Annotated in this window: 23 protein-coding genes; 16 read left to right on the top strand and 7 right to left on the bottom strand. The window is 61.8% G+C overall.

Annotated elements, in window-relative coordinates:
* The first annotated feature begins 81 nt into the window (after positions 1-81).
* Both EHW12_RS27265 and EHW12_RS27260 read left to right on the top strand, forming a co-directional pair.
* Positions 82-1,221, top strand: coding sequence for a serine hydrolase domain-containing protein (locus EHW12_RS27265; protein ID WP_064687848.1), 1,140 nt, complete (start codon positions 82-84; stop codon positions 1,219-1,221).
* A 147-nt stretch (positions 1,222-1,368) separates the two neighbouring features.
* Positions 1,369-2,463 carry a GGDEF domain-containing protein gene (locus tag EHW12_RS27260; protein ID WP_042446343.1) on the top strand — a complete coding sequence of 365 codons (1,095 nt, stop codon included), beginning with the start codon at positions 1,369-1,371 and terminating at the stop codon, positions 2,461-2,463.
* 9 nt (positions 2,464-2,472) lie between these two features.
* Here the strand turns inward: EHW12_RS27260 and EHW12_RS27255 are convergent, their stop codons facing one another.
* Together EHW12_RS27255 and EHW12_RS27250 are read right to left on the bottom strand one after the other, a co-directional pair.
* Positions 2,473-2,685 carry a DNA-binding protein gene (locus tag EHW12_RS27255; RefSeq protein WP_125052195.1) on the bottom strand — a complete coding sequence of 71 codons (213 nt, stop codon included), beginning with the start codon at positions 2,683-2,685 and terminating at the stop codon, positions 2,473-2,475.
* A gap of 32 nt (positions 2,686-2,717) precedes the next feature.
* Positions 2,718-4,148, bottom strand: a complete 1,431-nt coding sequence (locus EHW12_RS27250) for an MFS transporter (RefSeq protein ID WP_116057761.1) — start codon at positions 4,146-4,148, stop codon at positions 2,718-2,720.
* A 63-nt stretch (positions 4,149-4,211) separates the two neighbouring features.
* Between EHW12_RS27250 and soxR the strand changes: the two genes are divergently transcribed.
* Positions 4,212-4,652, top strand: a complete 441-nt coding sequence (gene soxR, locus EHW12_RS27245; RefSeq protein ID WP_003943238.1) for a redox-sensitive transcriptional activator SoxR — start codon at positions 4,212-4,214, stop codon at positions 4,650-4,652.
* A gap of 12 nt (positions 4,653-4,664) precedes the next feature.
* Here soxR and EHW12_RS27240 read toward each other — a convergent pair whose 3' ends face one another.
* From EHW12_RS27240 to EHW12_RS27230, 3 genes are all read right to left on the bottom strand, one after another.
* Entirely contained in the window at positions 4,665-5,471 is an 807-nt protein-coding gene (locus tag EHW12_RS27240; protein ID WP_125052193.1) for an ATP-binding cassette domain-containing protein, read from the bottom strand.
* A gap of 15 nt (positions 5,472-5,486) precedes the next feature.
* Positions 5,487-6,191 carry a FadR/GntR family transcriptional regulator gene (locus EHW12_RS27235; protein WP_003943086.1) on the bottom strand — a complete coding sequence of 235 codons (705 nt, stop codon included), beginning with the start codon at positions 6,189-6,191 and terminating at the stop codon, positions 5,487-5,489.
* 102 nt (positions 6,192-6,293) lie between these two features.
* Positions 6,294-6,854, bottom strand: a complete 561-nt coding sequence (locus EHW12_RS27230; RefSeq protein ID WP_003943195.1) for a QsdR family transcriptional regulator — start codon at positions 6,852-6,854, stop codon at positions 6,294-6,296.
* Positions 6,855-7,011: 157 nt separating this feature from the next.
* On the opposite strand from EHW12_RS27230, the gene EHW12_RS27225 reads away from it, so the two are divergent.
* The 6 genes from EHW12_RS27225 to EHW12_RS27200 all read left to right on the top strand — a co-directional run bounded on the left by EHW12_RS27225 (position 7,012) and on the right by EHW12_RS27200 (position 13,041).
* Positions 7,012-7,983, top strand: coding sequence for a phosphotriesterase (locus EHW12_RS27225; RefSeq protein ID WP_003943005.1), 972 nt, complete (start codon positions 7,012-7,014; stop codon positions 7,981-7,983).
* Between the two features lie 3 nt (positions 7,984-7,986).
* On the top strand, positions 7,987-9,642 hold the full coding sequence (locus EHW12_RS27220) for an AMP-binding protein (protein ID WP_125052191.1): 1,656 nt from the start codon (positions 7,987-7,989) through the stop codon (positions 9,640-9,642).
* 250 nt (positions 9,643-9,892) lie between these two features.
* Positions 9,893-11,284 (top strand): MFS transporter, encoded by a 1,392-nt coding sequence (locus EHW12_RS27215; protein ID WP_042446310.1) that lies wholly within the window; start codon positions 9,893-9,895, stop codon positions 11,282-11,284.
* A 68-nt stretch (positions 11,285-11,352) separates the two neighbouring features.
* Complete coding sequence (locus EHW12_RS27210; protein WP_125052189.1) at positions 11,353-12,027, top strand: TetR/AcrR family transcriptional regulator; 675 nt, start codon at positions 11,353-11,355, stop codon at positions 12,025-12,027.
* A gap of 38 nt (positions 12,028-12,065) precedes the next feature.
* Positions 12,066-12,698: an HAD family phosphatase gene (locus EHW12_RS27205; protein WP_007730818.1), complete on the top strand. Its 633-nt coding sequence runs from the start codon at positions 12,066-12,068 to the stop codon at positions 12,696-12,698.
* Between the two features lie 55 nt (positions 12,699-12,753).
* Complete coding sequence (locus EHW12_RS27200) at positions 12,754-13,041, top strand: putative quinol monooxygenase (protein WP_007730819.1); 288 nt, start codon at positions 12,754-12,756, stop codon at positions 13,039-13,041.
* 74 nt (positions 13,042-13,115) lie between these two features.
* On the opposite strand, the gene EHW12_RS27195 is transcribed toward EHW12_RS27200, so the two are convergent.
* Positions 13,116-14,618, bottom strand: a complete 1,503-nt coding sequence (locus EHW12_RS27195) for an AMP-binding protein (RefSeq protein WP_007730820.1) — start codon at positions 14,616-14,618, stop codon at positions 13,116-13,118.
* Positions 14,619-14,755: 137 nt separating this feature from the next.
* On the opposite strand from EHW12_RS27195, the gene EHW12_RS27190 reads away from it, so the two are divergent.
* A complete protein-coding gene (locus EHW12_RS27190) occupies positions 14,756-15,436 on the top strand; it encodes a TetR/AcrR family transcriptional regulator (protein WP_007730821.1) in 681 nt (226 codons plus the stop codon).
* Between the two features lie 73 nt (positions 15,437-15,509).
* Here the strand turns inward: EHW12_RS27190 and EHW12_RS27185 are convergent, their stop codons facing one another.
* Entirely contained in the window at positions 15,510-15,986 is a 477-nt protein-coding gene (locus EHW12_RS27185; protein ID WP_003942878.1) for a MaoC family dehydratase, read from the bottom strand.
* 157 nt (positions 15,987-16,143) lie between these two features.
* On the opposite strand from EHW12_RS27185, the gene EHW12_RS27180 reads away from it, so the two are divergent.
* Genes EHW12_RS27180 through fabG form a run of 6 tightly spaced genes read left to right on the top strand, consistent with a single transcriptional unit; the run spans position 16,144 to position 21,587 of the window.
* Positions 16,144-16,965 carry an SDR family oxidoreductase gene (locus EHW12_RS27180; protein ID WP_003942864.1) on the top strand — a complete coding sequence of 274 codons (822 nt, stop codon included), beginning with the start codon at positions 16,144-16,146 and terminating at the stop codon, positions 16,963-16,965.
* On the top strand, positions 16,962-17,765 hold the full coding sequence (locus EHW12_RS27175) for an enoyl-CoA hydratase-related protein (RefSeq protein WP_042446294.1): 804 nt from the start codon (positions 16,962-16,964) through the stop codon (positions 17,763-17,765). Before EHW12_RS27180 ends, EHW12_RS27175 begins: the two co-directional genes overlap by 4 nt.
* Positions 17,752-18,972: an acyl-CoA dehydrogenase family protein gene (locus EHW12_RS27170; protein ID WP_019745701.1), complete on the top strand. Its 1,221-nt coding sequence runs from the start codon at positions 17,752-17,754 to the stop codon at positions 18,970-18,972. Before EHW12_RS27175 ends, EHW12_RS27170 begins: the two co-directional genes overlap by 14 nt.
* 1 nt (position 18,973) lies before the next feature.
* Positions 18,974-19,756 carry an SDR family oxidoreductase gene (locus EHW12_RS27165; RefSeq protein ID WP_007730827.1) on the top strand — a complete coding sequence of 261 codons (783 nt, stop codon included), beginning with the start codon at positions 18,974-18,976 and terminating at the stop codon, positions 19,754-19,756.
* Positions 19,749-20,783: a phosphotransferase family protein gene (locus EHW12_RS27160; protein ID WP_039973187.1), complete on the top strand. Its 1,035-nt coding sequence runs from the start codon at positions 19,749-19,751 to the stop codon at positions 20,781-20,783. Before EHW12_RS27165 ends, EHW12_RS27160 begins: the two co-directional genes overlap by 8 nt.
* A 45-nt stretch (positions 20,784-20,828) precedes the next feature.
* Positions 20,829-21,587 (top strand): 3-oxoacyl-ACP reductase FabG, encoded by a 759-nt coding sequence (gene fabG / locus EHW12_RS27155; RefSeq protein WP_042446291.1) that lies wholly within the window; start codon positions 20,829-20,831, stop codon positions 21,585-21,587.
* The last annotated feature ends 7 nt before the right edge of the window (positions 21,588-21,594 follow it).

The following is a 21,594-nucleotide window of genomic DNA, read 5'->3' as shown; positions in this document are numbered from 1 at the left end:
TTGACACCACAGGTGAATCGGACACATACTCGACATAGTTGAAGTTGACGTCAAGTTTCATCATTCCTGTGGAGGCTGTCAGTGGCGAACATCGAAGGCGTATGTGACCAGCGATTCTCTGGCTTGAAGGAGGCGCTGGCACGCAATCTCGATTCCGGCGAGGACGTCGGGGCAGCGATCGCACTGACGATCGACGGCGAATCCGTCGTCGACATGTGGGGCGGTTGGGTCGACGTCGAGCACACTGCTCCTTGGTCTCGCGACACCGTTACCAATGTCTGGTCCTGCAGCAAGACCGTGACCGCACTGGCCGCGCTCATGCTCGTCGACCGCGGGTTGCTTGATCTCGACGCCCCGGTCGCGCAGTACTGGCCGGAATTCGCAGCAGCGGGCAAGGACCGAATTCGGGTCCGGCAACTGTTGTCGCACACCTCGGGTGTGTCGGGGTGGGATCAACCGTTCACCCTCGAGAACATTTGCGACGACGAATATGCCACCGCCCGGTTGGCGACGCAGGCTCCGTGGTGGGAACCGGGTACGGCATCCGGATACCACGCCCTCAACTATGGCCACCTGATCGGCGAGGTCGTCAGGCGCATCGACGGACGAACCCTCGGTAGCTTCATCGACGAGGAAATCGCTGGCCCGCTCGATGCTGATTTCCGCCTGGGCTTGCCGAAGTCGGAATACGGGCGAGTCTCGAATGTGATTGCGCCACCGCCTTTGCCGATCGACATCGCGGCACTCGGGATGGACAACATCATGGTGAAGACATTCACCGCGCCGCCGGCTGACGCTACAGGTTCGTGGACCGACGGGTGGCGCGCCGCCGAGATCGGTGCGGCCAACGGTCATTCGAATGCGAGGGCACTCGCAAGGATCCAATCGGTGATCGCGTGCGGTGGCAAGGTCGGTGACGTTCGCTTGCTGTCGGAGGAAACGATCGACAAGATCTTCGAGGAGCAGTCGTACGGGGTCGACCTCGTCCTCGGCGTGCCGGTCCGCTTCGGTGTCGGATTCGGATTGCCGACGCCCGAGTCCGTCCCGTTCATTCCGGAGGGGCGAATCTGCTTCTGGGGAGGTTGGGGTGGCTCGCAGATCATCATCGACACCGAGAAGCGCATGACGTTCTCGTACGTGATGAACAAGATGGGGCCGGGTCTGCTCGGTTCCGAGAGATCGGCGCAGTACGTATCGGCGGCCTACGACGCTTTGAGTTGATCGACCGATTCAAATCCGGCAGAACGGTTTTTGTCTGTCGCCGCTGACTATGCTGCCGGATATGCCAGTGTGCTCCGGGGGGAAATCAGCGAGTCCGTTTCGTCGAAGTACGCCCAAAAGTTGCGGAGCTGCATCGGCTGATCGGCGATGAACGGTTTGGTCGACGTTGTCATGCGCTGGTGGCAGTTGCCGGACCAGTTCCACAGTTTCAGCAGGTACCTCCAGGACCGCGGGTTCTTGACTTCCTGCCGGGCGCTGGTCGGCGGAACAGCATTCTGGATGGGGCTGGTGTTGCTGTCGGCGCGATTCAGTGACGTCGGTCCGCAAGGTACGTTCTGGCGAGCGGTCAATCTGGCGGTCATCGCGCTGTGCCTCGGCGCGGCCCTGATCTGGTGGCTGTTTCCGCCTACGCCGCTGTGGTCGTACACCTTTGTCGTGGGTTCCGACGTCGCGATTGCGGCGGCGGCCGCAACCGACTCGGAACCGCTGGGACGACTCATCGCGTGCGTCGTTTTCGCGTCGATCGGCGGCTACATCGCGTTCTTCCACAATCCGAAACTCCAAGTCGGTCACTTGGTCTTCGCCTCGACCGTCACGGTGCTTTCGGGGTGGACTTTGTTGTTCGGGCCAGCAGCGGACGTCGGCTTGGGACTGGCGAAGATCTCGGTTGTGCTGGCTACGATCATCGTGATTCCTGTTGTGTCACAGATTGTTCTGGCGGTCCTGGGTTCGGATGCCACTACCTCCGACATCGACCCGTTGACCGGACTGCTCAACCGTCGCGGATTGGCGCGTCGGGTGAACGACTTGATGGGCGCTCCGGTCACCGAAGCGGATGCACTGCTCGTAGTGGTGATCGACCTCGATCGCTTCAAGACGATCAACGACGTTCACGGCCATGACGTAGGAGACAGCACGATCATGCGAACTGCACTGCGCATCCGTTTGTGGACAACCCAGTCCGCCTTGACTGCTCGTATGGGCGGTGACGAGTTCGTCGTGGTCGAACGGGTACCGGTCAGCGTGATCTCCAGGCTGGAAGGACAGATCCGCTCCGCGATGGACGGAGCGAACGATGACCCTCCGACGAGCGCGAGCATCGGAATGGCGGTCCGCACCGCGCCCCGGAATCCGGGTGAGTCAGTCGACGCTGCTTTTGCCGAACTCTTCCGCGTCGCGGACTCGGTGATGTACGAAGCGAAGCGCGAAGGTGGCAACCAGGTGCGGGCGAGCCTGGTCTGATGTGAGAGCTCAGTCGGCGAAGCTCAGACCACGTTCGGCGAGTGCTTCGCGCAGAATCCTCAAGGCCTTCGGTCCCATCCCGTGCAAAGCGCCGACTTCCTTCTCGGACACGGACGTCAGCTGCGCGAGATGGGTGTAACCCGCTGCGATCAGCGCGCGCTGTGCGGGAGCTCCCGTCTTCGGGAAGTCGGTTTCCACTGTGCCCGGATCCGGTTCTGTCACTGGCCAACTCCTCCGTGTGGGTTTCTCACAGTTTAGCGAGCGTCGTGAACGATTTCGGGGCTGCCGATTTTGTCGGGCGTTCGCGGAAGTGCGCGAGCTGCCACGGCAATGCCGATGATCGAGACAGCGGCGAAGGTGAAGAGAAGCAATTGCGCAGAACGAAGCGTCGACGGTTCGCCGATGTTGACCAGCACTCCGGCCAGGGCTGCACCGAAGGCATTGGCGATCAGCTGAACGGTGTTGATGGCAGCCGAGGCACGCGCACCTTCTCCGGGATCGGTGACCGAGGTCATCGCCCCGACTGCAAGATGAGGCCAGGCGATGCCGATTCCGACGCCGGCGAACAGCAGTCCGATCACCCACGCGACCATCGCACCGGCGCCGGCGTGTTCGGTGAGAAATGCTGCCATGATGCCCAACCCGATCGCGACGAGGATCGGACCGCTGACAACGATTCGTCGCACGATACGAGGGGTCGTGGCCGAGGCGCTCGGGATTTCGCCGAGAGTCCAGCCGAGAGCGAGTGCGGCCCCGAGGAATCCGGCCGCGAGAGGCGCCAGGCCGGCAAGTCGTTGCCCGAAGAGTGGAATGAACGTCTCGACGGTCGACGCGACGGCGAGGACGACGATGGTCAGGTACACCCATTTGAGAGATGACGAGTTGAACGTCGACGGCGGTAGTACGCCGTGGCGCGAGCGACGGTCAGCGGCGACAAAAGCGATCAGTAGCAGCACAGCGGCGAGAACCATTGCGGCGGTCACGGCGAGGTTGGACAGAATTCCGGCAACGCTGACCAGCAAAGCTGCCGCAGTCAGCAATGCCAGCGAGAGGACCGGCACCGGGCTACTGGTGGTGCTGCCCGGTTCATGTGCCGGTAGCGCGCTGGGGACGAGAGCGGCGACTGCGATCGTCGCGATGACCAGGACGCCGAAAGCCCATCGCCAGGCTCCGAACTGAGCAAAGACACCGCCGATTGCAGGGCCGGCGAAGGTGCCGACTCCCCACATCGCCGAAACCAGCGCGGCCCCGCGAGTCCACAGATGTCTGGGGAGCGCGGCATTGATGACGGCGTAACCGAGACCGGCCAGCAGGCCACCGCCCGAACCCTGGATCGTGCGGCCGACCAACAGCAATTCCATCGTCGGGCTGACCGCACAGACAACGGTGCCGAGCGCGAAGATCGCGAGGCCGATCAGGTAGGCCCCGCGCGGTCCCCTGGCGGCGAGGACGTTGGTGACCAACATCGAAGAGATGACGGAAGCAATGAGGAAGACCGTCGCGGTCCAGGCGTAGTACTGCTGACCGCCGATGTCGTCGATGGCAGTCGGAAGCAGGCTGGTCGTCAGGTAGACGTTGGTCGCGTACAGCGCAACGCCGCCTGCGAGGACGGTAGCGGTGCCGAGGTATCGACCGCTCAGGAGCTGCCGCCAGGTTCCGGTGGGAGCATCGGTGGGGGAGTGCATGTTGTCGAAGGTAGAATCTCAAGTGCGCTTCAGGTCAATGTCGCGCAGCCATTGGGAGGCAGAATGATCCGTAAGAGTGACGAACTTCTCTCGATCGGCGAGGTATCGGAGCGCACTGGCGTCGCCGTGTCGGCTGTGCGCTACTACGAAACACTCGGTCTGGTTCCTGCGGAGCGGACGGCAGGAAATATGAGGAAGTTCCCGCGGCATTCGATCCGGCGGGTGTCGCTGATCCAGTTGGCAGTCAGATTCGGGATACCCCTGGCCGAAGTTGCCGAAGTATTCGGATCGTTGCCGCAGGGGCGAACTCCGACGAAGAAGGACTGGCGCAAGATTTCCACGGAGTGGAATCAGCGCCTCGAGGATCGCAAGCAGGCCATCAACCGGATGCAGGACGAACTGACGGGCTGTATCGGCTGCGGGTGTCTGTCACTGAAAACATGCAACCTGCTCAACCCTGGAGACGAACTGGGCCGGGAGGGACCCGGCGCCAGACGTCTCTGAAACTACTGTCGGTCACACTCTTTCGCGTGGCCGCGACTGAGCATTCCACCGACCACCACGACGCTCGATCTCGATGGGATGCGAGAAGCACTCGCTGATGTTCTGGGTGGTGATCACATCCTCGGCGAGGCCGCTGGCGGTCACGACGCCGTCCTTGATCAGAAGAGCATGTGTGGTGGTGCTGGGGATCTCCTCGATGTGGTGCGTCACGAGGATGCTGGCAAGTGACGGGTTCTGATTGCGGAGGTCGTCCAGTGCCGTCAAGAGTTGTTCGCGTGCAGCAAGATCGAGCCCGGTCGCCGGTTCGTCGAGCAGAAGCAGGCGCGGTTCGACCATGAGTGCGCGGGCGATCAGGGCTCGTCCCCGTTCGCCTTGGGACAAGTTGGGCCACAGCGCGTCTGAACGCAGACTCATTCCGAGTAGATCGATCAGTGCGTCGGCGTGAGCCTCTTGCTCCGGCGTCGGTGACCAGCGCGGCATCACCTCGGTGGTGTTGGTGAGGCCGGTGATCACGACGTTGCGGACGGTGATCGGAATTCCGATCGTGTGACGAGGGTTCACGTGCCCGATGTCCATCCGCAGTTCCCTCATGTCGACGCGGCCCAACTTGTGGCCGAGGACGTAAACGGAACCGCGAGTCGGGTGGGCGGTTGCTCCGAGCAGGCTCAGAAGCGTGCTCTTGCCCGCGCCGTTCGCGCCGAGGAGGACCCAGTGTTGTCCGGGTTCGATCGAAATGTTGATGTCTTTCAACAAGTATCGGCCGTCGCGGACGAGATCCACGTGTTCGGTCGACAGAACTGTGCCGGTGGGGTGTTGCACGAGAACTAACCTCTCTTAGGCGTCGAGCACACGCAGTCGTCGTAGGACGGTGTCGATGTTTGCTCGAGTTGCCGCTACCGCGGCTTCTGGGTCGGCGTCTTGAAGGGCCTCGACCAACTGATCATGGGCATGTGAGGTGTCGGGGACGCCGGCCTCGTGGGCCATCATCTCGACGAGGGATTCACGAAGGAGTGGACGCACCGACGTGAAAAGCGAGAGCAGAACTGCGTTTCCTGACAGTCGAACGACTTCGGTGTGGAAGTCGAGGTCGACGTCGACGAACTTCTCGACATCACCCTCGAAATGACTGTGTCGCATGGTCAGTCGACGCCGCAGGCCGTCGAGGTCCTCGGGTTGTACCCGCTCCGCGGCCAGTCTGGCGGCCTCGATCTCGAGTGCGCGACGGACTTCGAAGACCTCGAGGATCCTCGAGCGTCGAAGAAGTTTGGTGAATTCGTCGACGTGCTCGAGTTCGGACGCGGCAGCCACGAAGGTTCCGACGCCGTGTCGGACTTCGAGTAGTCCGTCGCGAGCGAGGAGGCGGATTGCCTCGCGAATCGAGGAACGCCCGACGCCGAGTTCGACGGCGAGGGCCGCCTCGCTCGGTATGCGCTCGGACGGCGCCCACGTTCCATGCATGATTCGCCCGCGCAGCAACTGTTCGAGTTGCGGTACCAGCGGACCACTGCGAAGTGTGAATCCTGTGTGGTCGTCGGACACGGCTTGCCTCTCGGGTGGGTACCGAAAGAGTAACAACTCATCAGACGTCTGAGGACTCGGGTGGCCGGTGTGTCGCCGTAGTGTTCACGCGGTCGAAGCGTGTCAGTTGCGGGTGACGCCGAGGAGCAGTGCGATCAGGTCGAGGGCTGTCTCGATCTCGGCCTTTTCTCGGCCGAGCAGGGGGGCGTAGAGGTGTACGTCGCAGATGCGAACGAGGGCTTCGCCCAGCACTTGCGGCGAGAGCGTGATCGTCAGCTGGCCGGCGTCGACCTGGGATTGCAGGATTTCGGCGGTAATGGAGGCGGAGATCGATTCGATGGAGCCGGGCATCATCGCGAGTTTGATGAACACCATCGGTTCGCGTTTGGTCAGCGCGCGCAGTTCTGTCGACGATTCCACCGATCGCATAACGCGGCCGAAGACGTCGAGAATGTACTCCGGACCTTGCCCCGACGCCTGTGACATCGCCTTTCGGTATGTCCGTTCGGTGGCCTCGGCCAGCACTGTTCCGAGCAGTTCGTCGCGGTTGCCGACCCAGCGGTACAGCGTCGCGCGGCCTACGCCGAGACGTTCGGCGAGCAGTGACATGTCGAGTGGTTCCTCCGCGAGGTACATGCTCGCGGCGGTGTCGATCGCGCGTCGGCGTTCGAGGTCGGTAGGCATCGGGACATTCTCTCCGGTTGTCCGGTACTGCACAATTTCGGCCGTTGAAAAATGGTGAGCCTCGGGGGATCGAGCCTATTGACGAACCTGGCCACGTGAGACACACTAGCTCATTGTCTCATGTTAGTGATGGCGATCACAGTCAGGGGTTCGATCGATGAGTTCAGTACAAACCGTTCGTGGGCCGGTGGATACAGCTGATCTGGGAAAGGTGTTGATGCACGAGCATGTCTTCGTTCTGGGTGAGGAGTTGCGCCAGAACTACCCCGACTACCCCGAACCCTGGGACGAGGAAGTGCGGGTAGCGGACGCAGTAGCAAAGCTGACCGAGGTGAAGTCCCGCGGAATCAGCACGATCGTCGATCCCACAGTGATCGGCCTCGGCCGGTACATTCCGCGAATCGTCCGGATCAACGAGCAGGTCGATCTCAACATCATCGTTGCTACCGGCATCTACACCTACAACGACATTCCCTTCCAATTCCATTACACCGGACCGGGATTGCTGTTCGACGGCCCCGAGCCGATGGTCGAACTGTTCGTCAAGGACATCAGGGAAGGAATCGCCGGAACCGGTGTCCGAGCCTCCTTCCTGAAGTGCGCCATCGAGGAGCCGGGCCTTACCCCCGGCGTCGAGCGGGTCATGCGCGCGGTCGGACAGTCGCAGGTGGAAACGGGAGTGCCGATCACCGTGCACACCAACCCGCACACTGAATCCGGGCTGGTCGCGCAGAAGGTTCTGGCCGAAGAGGGTGCGGATCTGACCAAGGTGGTCATCGGTCACTCCGGCGACACCACCGATCTCGATTACCTGTGTGCGCTGGCCGATGCCGGTTCGCTACTGGGGATGGACCGTTTTGGTCTCGAACCGTTCCTGTCGTTCGAGGATCGTGTCAACACCGTGGTGGAGATGGCCCGTCGCGGTTACGCGGAGAAGATGGTTCTGGCACATGACGCGTCGTGTTTCATCGACTACTTCCCCAGCGCGGCAAGAGAAGTGGCACTTCCGAACTGGAACTACACCCATATCAGTGATGATGTCATTCCGGCGCTGCTCGAACGTGGTGTCACCGAAGACCAGGTCAAGGCGATGCTGGTGGACAACCCACGTCGGTACTTCGAGAGCTGAGATATGACCAACGTGTACGAGAGCAAGCCCTGGCTCGCCAATTACGACGCCGACACTCCGCCGAACGTGGACATCGAGCATGCCAACGCCCTCGCGATGTTCCGTGCTTCGCTGGAGCGCGATCGCACCGCCCCGATCATCAGGTACTTCGACAGGACCGTCAGCTTTGCCGAACTCGACGAGATGTCGGACGCGCTTGCGGTAGCCCTCGCCGTGGACGGAATCGGGTTCGGCGACAGAGTTTCCTTTGTCCTGCAGAATGTTCCGCAGTTCGTGATCGCGACAGTCGCGGTCTGGAAGCTCGGTGCCGTCGTCGTTCCGGTCAATCCAATGTACCGCGACCGTGAGCTGTCCACCGTACTGGCCGACAGCGGAGCGGTAGCAGTCATCTGTCTCGAGTCCTCGGCCGAGACCGTGGCGACTGCGTCCGAGGGCACCGAAGTGCGACGGGTCATCACTACGTCGGAACGGGATTTTCAGTCGCGCGACGATGAACGGATCTTCGGTTCGGCGTCCAGGATTCGTCATGATGGATTTCCGGATCTACTGGAACTGATCGAGGCTCATCGAGGGCAGAAGCCCGAGAAGGTCGATCTGTCTCCGGAAGACCTTGCCTACCTTCCTTATACGTCGGGGACGACCGGCCCGCCGAAGGGGTCGATGAACACGCACTCAAATGTCGTGTTCGCAGCGCAGATCTATCGGGACTGGCTGGGGTTGCGCCCCGGCGGCGCGATGTTCGCGGTGGCGCCACTGTTCCATATCACCGGGTTGATCGGGCACGTCGCGGCTCCACTCCTGGCCGGCGCGCCCACGATTCTGACTTGCCGATTCCATCCCATCGTTGCAGCGGAGTCGATTTCGGAGCATCGGGCTACCGCGATCATCGGAGCGATCACGGTATTCATCGCGTGGACGGACAGCGCCGCAGTCTCGAAGGAATCTTTGAGCTCTCTCGAGTCGGTGTATTCAGGTGGCGCGCCGATCCCGCACGCGGCGTTGGAAGCGTTCCGGGCGAAGTTCGGTCACTACATTCACAACGGCTACGGGCTGACCGAGACGAACAGCCCGGCAATCGTGGTGCCGAATTCGCGTGAAGCGCCGGTAGATCCGGCGTCGGGGGCCGTTGCTGTCGGCGTACCGGTATCGAATACGTACGCCGAGGTGGTGGACGAGAACGACAAGCCGGTACAGGTCGGAGAGTACGGCGAGATCGTGGTCTCCGGTCCCCAGGTTGCACTCGGATACTGGAACAAGCCGGACGAGACCGCACATGCCATGCCGGACGGGCGTTTTCACACCGGCGACATCGGATTCATGGACGGCGACGGTTGGTTTTACATCGTCGACCGGATGAAGGATCAGATAAATGCCTCGGGCTTCAAAGTGTGGCCACGCGAAGTGGAAGATGTTCTCTACGAACACCCTGCCGTACGAGAGGCTGCTGTCGTCGGTGTCATGGATCCGTATCGCGGCGAAACCGTGAAGGCCTTCGTGTCCTTCAAGGATGGTTTCGAGGCGACCAACGAGGATCTGGTCGAGTTCTGCAAGGAAAGGCTTGCAGCATACAAGTATCCACGCATCGTCGAGGTAATGAACGACCTGCCGAAAACAGTGAGCGGCAAGATTCTTCGTCGTGAACTTCGGGTACCGAACTAGATCTACCTGACAAACGAATTGCCGGCCGCCGACAAGGTGAGCCGGCCATTCGTCGTGGTGGCTGACGAGCATCGGTAGGGGATTTAGTCCCCTATGCGGCAATGCATTTCAGTGATTGACATCACTCTTTTTGTATCGCAGACTGATCGCAACGCCACAGAGTTGAAGTTGGTGTCAGTTTCTACTTCTGGCCCGGTTCCGCTTCTCAACTCCCGGCGCGACGAGCGTCCGACCCATCGAGGAGTAACCCATGACGAGATCGGCAGTGGATTCGAGCACGCAGGCAGGGGGCCTGTCCGATCAGGAACGGAAGAAGAAGAAGGCGCACCGCAAACTTCTAGGCGCGGGACTGCTCGGCAGTTCCATCGAGTGGTACGACTTCTTCTTGTACGGAACGGCTGCGGCACTGGTCTTTCCGCATGTGTTCTTCCCCGATTCATCCGCACTGATGGGCACACTGCTCTCGTTCAGTACGTTCTGGGCCGGCTTCGTTGCCCGCCCCATCGGCGGTTTGGTCGCCGGACACTTCGGCGACAAGTACGGACGTAAGCCCGCCGTCGTCACCTGCCTGTTGCTGATGGCTATCGCGACGTTCCTGATCGGCGCGATTCCGAGTGCTTCGGCAATCGGCGTAGTCGCTCCGATTCTCCTCGTGACACTGCGATTCATCCAAGGTCTCGCCTGCGGTGGCCAGTGGGGCGGAATCGTCCTTCTCCTCACCGAATCAGCGAGTCCCAAGAAGCGCGGATTCTCAGGCACTTTCGGTCAGATGGGTGTTTCGTTCGGTGTAGTGCTTGGCAACCTGGTCTTCCTCGTCGCGACCGCGACCATTTCCAATGATGCATTCCTGAGCTGGGGTTGGCGAGTTCCGTTCTTCGCCAGCGCGCTGCTCTTCCCTGTGGTTCTGTACATCCAGACGAAGGTCGAGGACACGCCGGAATTCCTCGAGTTGCAGGAAGACGCCAAGAAGAACCAAAAGGACGTCGTCGTTCAGGCTCCACTGGCGCAGGCGCTCAAGGATCACTGGCGCAAGATTCTGCTCGGTTGCGGACTTCTGGCCGCCACCAATGCACTGTTCTACATCAGCATCGCCGGCGTGCTCAGCTACGGCACAACCGAACTGGGGTTGAAGCGGAACTCACTGCTCATCATCTCGCTCCTGAGCGCGTTGCTGACAGTCGGCGTGGTGCTGTGGTCCGGGAAGATGTCCGACAAGATCGGTCGTCGTCCGATGATCCTGATCGGCGCCGCGGCGATCGTGGTCTGGGCATTCCCGTACTTCTGGTTGATCAACACCAAGTCCCTGCCGCTGTTCTTCATCGCGGTGACAGTCGGCAGCGTGTTCCAGTCGATGACCTACGGGCCGATCGCGGCATACATGGGTGAGCTGTTCGCGCCCAACGTGCGTTACTCGGCAGCATCGTTGGCGTACCAGCTGGCGGCGATCACGGTCAGCGGTGGTACTCCGTTCATCATGACGGCACTCATCGCGAAGACCGGGACCACTACATGGGTTGCCGTGTTCGTAGCCCTCATGGGTCTGGTGACCTTCTTCAGTGCCTGGGTGCTGAAAGAGACCAACCCGAAGGAAGTTCGGGACGATCCGAACGCAATTCCGGGCGCGCACCTGTACGCCAAGTAACTCTTTCGGTTTCGAGCAGACGCCCGCTATCCGTCACCGGTAGCGGGCGTCTGACGTATAACTGGAGCATGGCTGCAGCACGCATAGGCTCCGAAGATGCTTCGTCGACAGTGTCACGGGAACTCCCCTCCACTCAGCGTGGCTTGCGTACGCGTCGAGCGTTGATCGATGCGGCCCGCACCGTTTTCGAACGGTCCGGCTATCTGGACTCGCGGCTGATCGACATCACTGTGGAGGCGCAGTGCTCGGCCGGTACTTTCTACACCTACTTCGCGAGCAAGGAAGAGATCTTCGCGGCAGTGATGGAGTTGGCACGCGAAGACATGATGCATCCGGGTATGCCGCACACTCCGAAAGGCGCGGATCCTGCTGAGGTCATCGCGGCGAGTAACCGCGCGTACCTCGAGGCGTACCGACGGAACGCGAAGCTGATGGGACTGCTCGAGCAGGTAGCAAGCATCGATCCGGAGTTCCGGGTTCTCCGCCTCGAGCGTGCTGACGCGTTTGTTCGACGCAACGCGCGCAGTATCGAGAAGCTGCAGAAGGCCGGACTGGCGGACGCGAATCTGGATCCGCTACTGACGTCTCGGGCACTCTCCGGGATGATCAGTCGACTTGCGTTCGGGTACTTCGTATCCCGCGGCGGCGAGGACGGCGCCGCCGGAGTGACCTTCGACGGTCTGCTCGATACCGTCAACCGGTTGTGGATCAACACTTTGCAATTCTCGCTACGCCGAAATTGATGTTGACGCCGGGTTCATGTTTGGTGTCTGATGGAGCAATGACACCCACGCGTACGGCAGTGCTCGTCGATTTCGGTGGAGTTCTCACCTCCAGTGTGCTGCGAGCCTTCGAAGATTTCGGAGCCTCGCTTGGGGGCGACCCACGACTTCCGTTGACCCTGCTCTCCCGCGACGACGTCTCGAAGCGACTGCTCTCCGATCACGAATCCGGAAAGATCGACCAGGAGGCCTTCGAAGCAGGATTCGGGGAACGGCTACGAGCGCACGGCGCCGTCGTGGACAGCGAAGGATTGGTCGACCGTATGCAGGCCGGGCTTGTCCGAGACGAAGAGATGGTGCGACTGATTGCGGACGTCCGAGCGGCGGGTCACCCTGTTGCGCTCGTGTCCAATGCTTTCGGGCGTGATTGCTACGCGGGTTTTGTGCTCGAGGACCTCGCCGACGAAGTGGTGATCTCCTCGGAAGTCGGGATTCGTAAGCCCTCTCGTCAGATCTACACCATCGCGTGCGAGCGGCTGGGTGTTGCGCCCGAAGGCGCCGTGATGATCGACGACCTGCAACAGAACCTCGACGGCGCGGCACGATTGGGGATCGCCGGCATTCTCCACACCGATGCGGAAAGCACTCGCAGTCAGTTGGAATCGACGTTCGGACTACTGCCCATGCAGTGAAACTGTAGGTTCTCGGTAACACTCGAATACTGCTGGAACACTTTTGGAGGAATGAATGATTGCTGTCATCGCGGATATCACCGTCAAAGACGGAAGCGGCGAACAGTTCGAAGCCGTAGTCGCCGAACTTGCCGAGAAGGTGCGCACGGAAGAGCCCGGAACGGTTCTGTATCAACTGATCCGCTCGAAGACGGATACGAATTCGTACAAGTTCATGGAGCTGTATCAAGACAGTGCTGCGATCAAGGCCCATGGATCGTCCGAGCATTTCCAGGCCGCGGGAAAGGCGATGGCGCCCTTCCTCGCAGGCGCCCCGCAGATCGAGTACTTCGACGCACTCTGAGCGCATGGACAGGGCACTCTGAGCGCATGGACAGGTGAACCCCGGCGAAATCTCGCCGGGGTTCACCTGTGTTTTCAGTTCTGCTTCTGGGCGAGGAGTTCGGTGCGGTCGATCGATCGCTTGAGGATCTTTCCCGTCGAACCCTTCGGGAGCGCGTCGATGAACTGGACGACCCGCGGAATCTTGTAGGCGGACAGACGTTCCCGAGCCCACGAGGTGACGTCATCTGCTTCGAGGTCGGAGCCTGGGCGCACGGCCACCACCGCCGCAACCTCCTCGCCGTAGTAGTCGTCGGGTATACCGATCACCGCGGCCTCGATGATGTCGGGGTGCTGGTAGAGCACCTCTTCGACCTCGCCTGGATAGACGTTGTATCCACCGCGGATGATGAGGTCCTTGACGCGGTCGACGATGCGAAGGTCACCGTCGGCGTCGGTCTCGCCGAGGTCTCCGGTGCGGAACCATCCGTCGTCGGACAGGACGGCGGCCGTGTCGGCCGGGCGCTTCCAGTAGCCCTTCATGACCGTCGGTCCTTTGATGAATACCTCGCCCACTGTGCCTGCCTGGCAGACATTTCCGTCGTGATCACGGACCTCGACCTCGGTGCGCGGTACGGCGCGGCCGGTGTATCCGATCTTTGCGACGCGGTCGATGCTGTTGAAAGTTCCGAATGCGCTCGTCTCGGTCAGGCCGTAGCCCTCGAGGATTGTGCAGTTGAACCGTGCTTCGAAGGCGCGAGCGACTTCACCGGGAAGTGATGCGCCACCGGAGATTGCGATCCGCAGTTGTTCGAAGTCGGAGCTGTCCACGTCGGCTGCGGCGTGCAGCATGGCATTCCACATGGTGGGGACGCCCGCCATGATGGTGAGCTTGTCCCGACGCACCAGGTCGAGCATGGCGGCCGGGTCGAACCGGGCGAGCAGGGATAGTGATCCGCCGCCGGTGAAGGTTGCCATCATGACCGAACCCTGGCCGAAGATGTGAAAGAGCGGCAGTCCGGTACCGGTGCGGTCCGAGGGATTTCCGCGGCTGCTCTCGGCGCCGATCTCACCGGCAGACAACAGATTCCCGACCGTCAGCTGAGCGCCCTTCGGACGTCCGGTGGTACCGGAGGTGTAGAGAATCGCCGTGGTGTCCGCTGTGTCGCGGTCGACCACCGTTGCCGGTGGATGGTCGGCCTTCGCCGATTCTTCGGTGAGCGTCCACACCGGGACGCCGCGCGCACTCCCTGCATCCTGAACTGCGGGACCGAGCTGGTGCCAGGCGATCGCCAGCGAAATCTCGGCGTCGTCCAGTACGTACTCGACTTCGGGTTGCGCCGACATCGTGTTGATGGGCACCACGACACAACCTGCAGCCTGAATCCCCATGTACGCCACGATGAATTCAGGCACCGACGGCGCCGCGAGCAGAACCCGGTCGCCGATGCTCAACCCTTCGTCGCGAATGCGGCCGGCAAACGCCAGAGACGCGTCGTGGAGCTGTCGGTATGTCCAATGATTATCCGTGCCGCGAATTGCAATATTTTCCGGAGTGGCTTCCGCGTGACGGGTCACCGGGTCGAGAACGCTAACCATGGTTCTGCCTTTCGGGAGGAATCGACCGATTGTGTGTCCTGGGTCTCACCAGAGCGTACACTTGAATCCGGCGTCAACATCGAGTCTGCTGGGATTGTCCCGAAAATGATGTTGATCGGAAGGATGAGGAGCGCACCGTGCTCGACGACGAATCGCGAATTGCCGCCTTACCGGTGGCTCCGCCCGCGCTGCTCCGGGATCGACCGACCACCGAGCGGGGGACACGCACGCGTGCGGCATTGGTTGCTGCTGCCCGTAAGGTTTTCGAGCGCAGCGGCTATCTCGATGCACGTTTGATCGACATCGCAAAAGAAGCCGGTTGCGCGACGGGATCGTTCTACACGTACTTCGCGAACAAGGAAGAGGTGTTCGCCGCCGTCCTCGAGGTCGCGCGAGACGACATGATGCACCCGGGCATGGGACGCGTTGCGAGCGCGGACGATCCGTACGCCGTGCTCGAGGCAAGTAATCGAGCGTATCTGGCCGCGTATCAACGCAATGCGAAGTTGATGGGGCTCATGGAGCAGGTTGCTCACATCGACCCGGAGTTTCGGAAGTTCCGCAGCGAGCGTGCCAATGCGTTCATACGCCGTAATGCCCGCGGGATTGCAGATCTGCAGTCCCGCGGCATCGCGGACACGACGCTGGATCCGATGACGGCGTCGATTGCTCTGTCCGGCATGGTGAGTCGACTCGCCTACAGTCTGTTCACCCTTCGTGAGGGTGAGGTGGACGGGCGTTCACCGGAGTTCGATCAGATTGTCGCCACTGTGACCGATCTGTGGGCGAACGCTCTGAAGTTCCCCGACCGTCTCTGACGAGGTGGGCCGCCCCGGCTGCATCGATGTTCGAGCGGCCGGGCGTCCCAGTCTCGGTTCAGCTCTTTTCGGTTCAGCTCTTTTCGACGACGCGAGCGACGGATTCGGCGACCACGACGGGCTTGTCGGAACCCTCGCGCTCGACCACCTGGCTCATCTTCACTTGGATTCCGCCGGGCAACTGCTCCGCGGACACGACGGTTGCGCGCATGCGGACCCGGGATCCCACGGGAACGGGAGCGGGGAAGCGAACCTTGTCGTAGCCGTAATTGAGGCTGTGGGCGAAGCCGTCGAAGTGGATGAGTTGGTAGGAGAACTGGGGTCCCAGTGAGAGGCTGAAGAGTCCGTGCGCGATCGTGCTGCCGAGCGGGCTCGATGCGGCTCGTTCCGGGTCGACATGAATCCACTGATGATCGTTTGTGGCTTCGGCGAACGCGTTGATGCGCTCCTGGGTGATGTCGTACCACTCCGTCGGGCCAAGTTCCTGGCCGATGAGCTTCTCGAGCTCGGCGAAGGTGGACGGGCGGACGGGCAATTGGTTTTCAGTCATCGTTATCCCTTTACTCGCAGTTCAGGAGGACGGAACGGGCCGTTCGGGTGACCGTCGCGATTCGACGGTTGAAACTGACGCCGGATTCAACTATACATGAGGGGAGACGTGGATCACTGTCAGCGCGTAGGTATGACGCAAGCGAGAGGAATCGCTCATGAAGGTTGCCCAGAAGGTAGCAATTGTCACCGGTGGCGGCGGGGGAATCGGCGGTGCACTGGCCGAGCGACTGGCTGCCGAGGGTGCTCGCGTCGTAGTGGCTGACCTGGACGGGGCAGCAGCTTCGGCAGTAGCAGAGGCGATCAACGCGGAGCGTCCCGGAGCGGCCGTGTCTGCTGGTGGCGACGTCTCCGACGAGACGGTCATTGCGGGCCTGATCGCGCAGGCGGAAAAGGAATTCGGCCCGGTCGACCTCTACTTCGCCAATGCCGGCGTTACCGGTGGCATGGGCCTCGACATCAGTGAAGACGTCTGGGACACGACGATCGACGTCAACGTTCGCGCCCACATTCGCGCTGCCAGGCTCCTCGTCCCCGGCTGGACGGAGCGCGGGGAGGGCTACTTCATCAGCACGGCCTCTGCGGCCGGCTTGCTCAGTCAGGTCGGGTCCGCCGCGTACTCGGTGACCAAACATGCCGCGGTCGCGTTTGCCGAGTGGCTCTCGATCACCTACGGAGATCAGGGCGTTCGCGTCAGTTGCTTGTGCCCGATGGGCGTCAACACCAAGCTCCTCTACGAAGGTGAGAACTCCGGCGATCCGGTCGGCAAGGCCGCAACCGGAGCCGTGCTTGCGGCAGGCAATGTTCTCGAGCCTGCCGAATGCGCCGAAATCGTTCTTGCGGCAGTGGATGCCGAAGAATTTCTCATCCTTCCGCACAAGAACGTGCTGGACATGTACCGGCAGAAGGGCGCCGACTACGACCGTTGGCTGCGCGGGATGCGCCGGTACCAGGCGTCGCTCCTCGCGGGAACACGATGACCGAGGAACTCGTCCTCTCCGAGCAGAGAGGAGCGGTGCTGGTTCTGACATTCAATCGGCCCCGCGTTCTCAACGCGTGGACCAACGAGCTCGAAGATCAGTACTACGACTTTCTGGCCGTGGCAGACGAAGATCCCAGTGTCCGAGCAATTGTTGTCACCGGCTCCGGCCGAGGATTCTGCTCGGGTGCTGACCTCGGCAATTTGAAGAACGTCGGCGAAGTCTCCGAAAGTGATCTTGTCCGGCCGCGAGACCGTCATTTCCCGACCACCATCCGCAAGCCGCTGATCGCCGCCGTCAACGGCGTCGCTGCCGGGCTCGGAATGGTCGAGGCTCTGTACTGCGACGTTCGTTTCGGTTCGAGCGCAACACGATTCACTACCGCGTTCGCGCGTCGAGGCCTGATTGCGGAGTACGGCATCTCCTGGATGTTGCCCCGCTTGGTCGGGCACAGTCGAGCAGTCGATCTTCTGCTTTCCAGCCGGATGGTGGACGCCGACGAGGCGTACCGCATCGGTCTGATCGACCACCTGGTCACCGGCGGTGACGTTCTGGATGCGGCGATTGCTTACGCCGAGGACATCGCGGCGAACTGCTCGCCGACGTCCCTCTTCGTCATCAAATCTCAGATGAGTGCCGACGCGCACTCGACCTTCACCGATTCCGCCAGGCGTGCGGAATCGCTGATGCTGAACGCATTTCACGGCCCGGATGTCGTCGAGGGTGTCAACAGCCATCTCGAACATCGAGCCCCCAATTTTCCTTCCCTCTCTGTCAGGAGTTCACATGTCAGTGTTTGAGTTCTCGGATCGCACCAAGAAGTACCAGGCCGAACTGCTCGATTTCATGGACAAGCACGTTTACCCGGCCGAAGCGGTCTACGAAGAGCAGATGCGTGAGTCCGGTAACCCGCACTTTCAGCCGCCGATCATCGACGACTTGAAGAAGGAAGCCAAGGCCCGCGGGCTGTGGAACCTCTTCCATCCCCATCCCGAATGGGGCCCCGGCCTGACCAACCTGGAATACGCACCGCTCGCGGAGATCATGGGCCGCAGCCACCTGGCCTCCGAGGCCACCAACTGCGCCGCTCCGGACACGGGAAACATGGAGGTGCTCACGCTCTTCGGCACCGACGAGCACAAGGAGAAGTACCTCAAGCCGCTTCTCGAAGGCGAAATTCGTTCCGCTTTCGCGATGACCGAGCCCGAGGTTGCCAGCTCCGACGCCACCAACATCCAGCTCCGTATGGACCGTGACGGCGACGAGTACGTGCTGAACGGCCGTAAGTGGTTCGCTTCCAACGCCTTGCACCAGAACTGCAAGGTTCTGATCGTCATGGGTAAGACCGACTTCAATGCCGCCACCCACCGTCAGCAGTCGATGATGGTCGTGCCGATCGATGCTCCCGGCGTCACGATCCTGCGCAACCTGCCGGTTTTCGGCTACCAGGACCGCGAAGGACACGGCGAGATCACTTTCGAGGACGTGCGCGTCCCGGCCAAGGACATTCTCGCCGGTGAGGGTGAAGGATTCGCGATCAGCCAGGCCCGCCTCGGCCCCGGCCGCATCCACCACTGCATGCGTGCAATCGGAATGGCCGAGCGCGCACTGGAACTGATGTGCAAGCGCGCATCCACCCGCATCACCTTCGGAAAGCCCGTCAGTGACAACGCGAATATCCAGGACTGGATCGCCGAGGCTCGTATCGACATCGAGATGGTTCGACTCCTCACGCTCAAGGCGGCACACATGATGGACACGGTGGGCAACAAGGAAGCGCGCACCGAGATCGCAGCCATCAAGGTTGCGGCACCGAACATCGCGCTCAAGATCATCGACCGCGCCATCCAGGTTCACGGCGGTGGCGGCGTCACCGACGACTTCCCGCTCGCGATGGCTTACGCCCACATGCGCACCCTTCGCCTGGCCGACGGCCCGGACGAGGTGCACAAGCGCGCCATCGCCAAGCAGGAACTGCGCAAGTACCGCGAAGTCAAGGCGAACTGACATGGCAGGACTGGATCTCACCGGTAAGACGGCAATCGTCACAGGCGCATCGCGGGGCATCGGCCTCGCGACCGCGCAGGCGATTGCGGCGGCGGGCGGAAACGTCGTACTGACTTCGCGCTCACAGGAATCCGCAGATGCGGCTGCCGCGCAGGTGAACGGCAACGCGATCGGCGTCGGCGCTCACGCGACGGACGAGGATGCTGCACGCAAGTGCGTCGAGCAGACGATCGAGCGTTTCGGCAGTCTCGACATCTTGGTGAACAACGCGGGCACCAACCCGTCGTTCGGGCCGATCATCAACCAGGATCACTCGCGCTTCGCCAAGACTTTCGACGTCAACGTGTGGGCTCCAGTCCTGTGGACCGGACTCGCAGCGCGGGCCTGGATGGGCGAGCACGGTGGTTCCGTGGTCAACACCGCTTCGATCGGCGGCATGGCGTTCGAGGCGGGAATCGGTACGTACAACGCGTCGAAGGCTGCTCTGATCCACATCACCAAGCAGTTGGCGCTCGAGTTGTCACCGAAGATTCGTGTCAACGCCGTTGCGCCGGGAGTGGTGAGAACCAAACTCGCCGAAGCTCTGTGGAAAGAACACGAAGAAGCGGTGTCCGCGTCGACTGCTCTCGGACGCATCGGTGAACCCGAGGACGTGGCCGCTGCCATTGCCTTCCTGGTTTCGGATGCAGCCCAGTGGATCACCGGCGAGATCATGACCATCGACGGTGGCCAGTTGTTGGGTGACGCACTCCCGTTCCGGCAGGGAGCGTCCGTCGGTGGCTAGCGTCGGAGTAGTGGGACTCGATACCGAAGCGGTCACCGGGTGGATCGCAGGCCTGGGGATCGACTTTTCCGGGCCGTTGTCCTTCGATCGAATCGGCTTGGGGCAGTCGAATCTCACGTACCTGGTTCGCGATCAGGACGGCAATCGCTGGGTGCTACGACGCCCACCGCTGGGGCATCTGCTGGCCTCGGCTCACGACGTGGCGCGTGAGGCTCGAATCCTGAGCGCTCTCGAATCCACCGACGTACCTTCGCCGCGAGTATTCGGGTTGACCGAGGATCCTGCCGTCACCGAAGTTCCGCTGCTCCTCATGGAATTCGTGGACGGCGAAGTGGTGGACCGAATGCCTCTTGCGGAGGCGTTGTCGGAAGATCGTCGCCGGGCAATCGGAATCTCGCTCGCTCAGACGCTGGCGAAGATACACGCCGTCGACCTCGAGCAGGCCGGTCTCGACGACCTGGCAAGCCACAAGCCCTACGCTGCACGGCAGTTGAAGCGTTGGGGAGGTCAATGGGAACAGTCGAAGACGCGGGAATGCCCTGATCTCGACGATCTCACCCGACGCCTGATTGCAGCCCAGCCGGATCACACTGAAACCACGTTGGTGCACGGCGACTTTCACCTACGCAATGTGATCACCTCGGCGAGCAACGGCGAAGTTGTCGCGGCCCTCGACTGGGAACTGTGCACACTCGGTGATCCGTTGGCGGACGTCGGAAGCTTGTTGGCGTACTGGCCGGCGGCTGGTGAGAATACCGGCGGCGATTTCCCGGCCTCGGCACTCCCGGGATTCCCCTCGCGAGAGGAGATCTCCCGGATCTATCTCGAGGCCACCGGACGGGATCCTGCTGCGCTGAAGTTCTGGCACACATTGGGACTGTGGAAGATTGCCGTGATCGCCGAGGGCGTGATGCGTCGCGCCCGCGACGAACCGCAGAATGCCGCCGAGAGCGGAACTCCCACCGTGGAACGTATTGACGCCTTGGTCGCCAAAGCCAGGGAAATTGCAGATCAGGCCGGGATCTGACGAGATCGTCCGGTGTCCGTCGAATCACGAAAGTATGGAGGGCCAGTGAGCCAGGAACGTAGAACCGCAATTGTCACGGGTGCAGCACGCGGAATCGGTGCGGCAGTAGCGAAGCGACTGTCGGAAGACGGTTTTGCCGTCGCCGTGCTCGACCTCGACGAAGCGGCGTGTGCCGGAACCGTCGACGCGATCAAGGCCGCAGGCGGACAGGCGCTGGCCGTCGGCGCTGACGTCTCCGACGAGGCTTCGGTCGCCGCAGCGGTGGATCGTGTGGCCGCAGACCTGGGTGCACCTACCGTGCTGATCAACAATGCCGGTATCACTCGCGACAACCTTCTGTTCAAGATGAGTGTTGCCGAGTGGGATTCGGTGATGAACGTCCACCTGCGCGGAGCGTTCCTCATGTCGCGTGCGGTGCAGAAGTACATGGTGGAAGCGAAGTTCGGCCGCATCGTGAACCTCTCGAGCACGTCGGCTCTCGGTAATCGTGGACAGGTCAACTACTCCGCTGCGAAGGCCGGAATGCAGGGCTTCACCAAGACATTGGCCTTCGAGCTGGGCAAGTTCGGCGTGACCGCGAACGCTATTGCCCCCGGATTCATCGAAACCGAGATGACCGCCGCAACGGCCGAGCGCATGGGCGTCGGCTTCGAGGACTTCAAGACCGCTGCCGCTTCGCAGATTCCGGTCAATCGCGTCGGACAGCCCGAGGACATCGCGCACACCGCGTCGTTCTTCGTCAGCGAAGGCGCGGGCTTCGTTTCCGGTCAGGTCGTCTACGTCGCCGGTGGACCGAAGGACTGACCGTCCG

It is taken from the genome of Rhodococcus sp. NJ-530, from assembly GCF_003860625.1.
GTDB lineage: Bacteria > Actinomycetota > Actinomycetes > Mycobacteriales > Mycobacteriaceae > Rhodococcus_F > Rhodococcus_F qingshengii.
This window is presented reverse-complemented; position numbering and strand designations above follow the sequence as displayed.